Source organism: Novosphingobium sp. UBA1939 (genome assembly GCF_002336885.1).
Lineage (GTDB): Bacteria > Pseudomonadota > Alphaproteobacteria > Sphingomonadales > Sphingomonadaceae > Novosphingobium.
In genome coordinates this window covers 1-2736 of the sequence record NZ_DDFB01000014.1, presented here as the reverse complement: position 1 = coordinate 2736, position 2736 = coordinate 1, and the positions used below count along the sequence as shown (strand labels likewise).

The window sequence follows — 2736 nt, the reverse complement described above, 5'->3', positions numbered from 1 at the left end:
GTGCGCATCCTGCTGCGCGACAAGCGCGGCGAGGAGGTCAAGGAGCACGATCTTTTCTACGAGGGCGGCATCGCGGCCTTCGTGCGCTATCTCGATCGCAACAAGGTGGCCCTGCTTCCCGATCCGATCGCGATCTCGGCGCAGCGCGACGGCATCGGCATCGACGTCGCGCTCGAATGGAACGACAGCTACTACGAAAACGTGCTGTGCTTCACCAACAACATCCCGCAGCGCGATGGCGGCACGCACCTGGCGGCGTTCCGCGCGGCGCTGACGCGCACGCTCAACGGCTATGCCGAAAAATCGGGCATGCTGAAGAAGGAAAAGGTCAGCCTGACCGGTGACGACATGCGCGAAGGGCTGACGGCGATCGTCTCGGTCAAGCTGCCCGACCCCAAGTTCTCCTCGCAGACCAAGGACAAGCTGGTCAGTTCCGAGGTGCGCCAGCCGCTCGAAAGCCTGATGGGCGACAAGATGAGCGAGTGGCTGGAGGAAAACCCGGCCCACGCCAAGGCGGTGATCCAGAAGATCATCGACGCCGCCGCCGCGCGCGAGGCGGCCAAGCGCGCCCGCGAACTGACGCGGCGCAAGGGCGCGATGGACATCGCCAGCCTGCCCGGCAAGCTGGCCGACTGCCAGGAGCGCGATCCCAGCAAGTGCGAACTGTTCCTGGTCGAGGGTGACTCGGCAGGCGGAAGCGCCAAGCAGGGCCGCGACCGCCATTACCAGGCGATCCTGCCGCTGAAGGGCAAGATCCTGAACGTGGAGCGCGCGCGGTTCGACCGGATCATCTCGTCCAAGGAAGTCGGCACGCTGATCCAGGCGATGGGCACCGGCATCCGCGACGAGTTCAATCTCGAAAAGCTGCGCTACCACAAGATCGTCATCATGACCGACGCCGACGTCGACGGTGCCCATATCCGCACGCTATTGCTGACGTTCTTCCACCGCCAGATGCCCGACATCATCCGCGCCGGGCACCTCTTCATCGCCCAGCCGCCGCTCTACAAGGTCGCTAAGGGCCGGTCGGAAGTCTATCTCAAGGACAATGCCGCGCTCGATCGCTACCTGATCGAGGCGGGCCTTGCCGGGCGCGTGCTGGAAACCGCCGGCGGCGCGCGGGGCGGCGTGGAACTCGATGCGCTGGTCGAACACGCGCTGCGGATGCGCAACCTGATGGCCTTCGTGCCGCGCCGCTACGATCCGGCGATCATCGAGGCGCTGGCGCTGGCCGGCGCGCTTGATCCCGATCTGTCCGCCGATGCCCGCGTCGAAGCGCTGGCGCGCACGGCCCGCTGGCTGGACCGGGGCGATACCGAAGCACGCTGGAGCGCGGGGCTTTCGGAAGAAGGTGGCTATCACATCCAGCGCCAGTGGCGCGGGGTGACCGACCACCACATCATCGAGCCGGGCTTCCTGACCAGCGCCGAAGCGCGCAAACTGGCGCGGCTGACGGCCGAAACTGCCGAGGTCTATTCCGCCACCGCGCGGCTGGTGCGCGCCTCCGCCGCCGCGGTTGAACCGGAACCGGCCGTCACCGCCGACGAGAGCGAGCAGGAAGCGGCCAAGCCGCGCGCCGAGCCGAAGGACGCGATCACGCGCCCGTCCGAGCTGCTCGATGCGGTGCTGGCTGGCGGCCGCAAGGGCCTGTCGATCCAGCGCTACAAGGGGCTGGGCGAAATGAATGCCGAACAGCTCTGGGAAACCACGCTCGATCCGGACAACCGCTCGCTGCTGCAGGTCAAGGTGGAAGACGCCGACGTGACCGACGAGATCTTCACCCGCCTGATGGGCGACATCGTCGAGCCGCGCCGCGATTTCATCCAGGAAAACGCGCTCAACGTCGCCAATCTGGACGTCTGATCCGATGCTCACAGCCAGCATTCCGTGGGATCAGGCGGCCACGATGATCGACCTGGAAGGGCGCGCGCCGATCATCGGCACGATCCGCGACTGCGCGATGCACTACACGCTCTACAAGCCCCATGCCCGCACCCAGGCGCGCGTGCTGCTGACCGTGCCGGTGCACCGCGAAGGCCGCGCCACGCGGACGTGGGTGCTCGATCCGGACGAGATCGCGCAGCTGGCGGACTGGCTGGCGGCGGAGCAGTAATCCTGCGGCGGTCGCGCCGTCTTTTTCCCATGGCGGGCGGCCGCGCGCAGGTTCCCTGCGGCCCCTTCCTCTGCCATAGCGGCGGGCGTGACCTTGCCTGACGAACCCCATACCTATTCCTACTACGCCGAAGAGGACGAGCGGGACTTCACCGACCCCGGCCTGTTCTTTCCCGAAGCCGCGTCTGCTGCGTCAGCCCCGCCTGCCCCCGTCTGGACCGATCCGGCCGAGGCGCTGCACGCGGTGTTCGGGTTTTCGGCGTTCCGGGGCGTGCAGGAACAGGTTGTGGCGCGCGTGCTGGCGGGGCAATCGACGCTGGCGGTGATGCCCACCGGCGCGGGCAAGTCGCTGACCTACCAGTTGCCGGCCGTGATGATGGCGGGCACGTGCGTCGTCGTGTCGCCGCTGATAGCGCTGATGCACGATCAGTTGCGCTCGGCCACCGCCAACGGCATCCGCGCGGCGGCGTTGACCAGCGTCGATACCGACCGGGGGCAGACCATCGACCGCTTCCTCTCGGGCGATCTCGATCTGCTCTACGTGGCGCCTGAACGCGCCAGCCAGCCGCATTTCCGCGAATTGCTGACGCAGGGCCGCGTGGCGCTGTTCGCCATCGACGAGGC

3 protein-coding genes are annotated in these 2736 nt (G+C 67.4%); all 3 read left to right on the top strand.

The window, feature by feature from the left end; translation table 11 throughout:
* The coding region (locus B3547_RS02585) for a DNA gyrase subunit B (RefSeq protein WP_292959867.1) at positions 1–1863 on the top strand (1863 nt) is incomplete at its 5' end.
* A gap of 4 nt (positions 1864–1867) precedes the next feature.
* Entirely contained in the window at positions 1868–2113 is a 246-nt protein-coding gene (locus tag B3547_RS02580; RefSeq protein ID WP_124809951.1) for a hypothetical protein, read from the top strand.
* A 243-nt stretch (positions 2114–2356) separates the two neighbouring features.
* Positions 2357–2736, top strand: a 380-nt coding sequence (locus B3547_RS02575; protein WP_292959871.1) for a DEAD/DEAH box helicase, incomplete at its 3' end; no start/stop codon positions are given.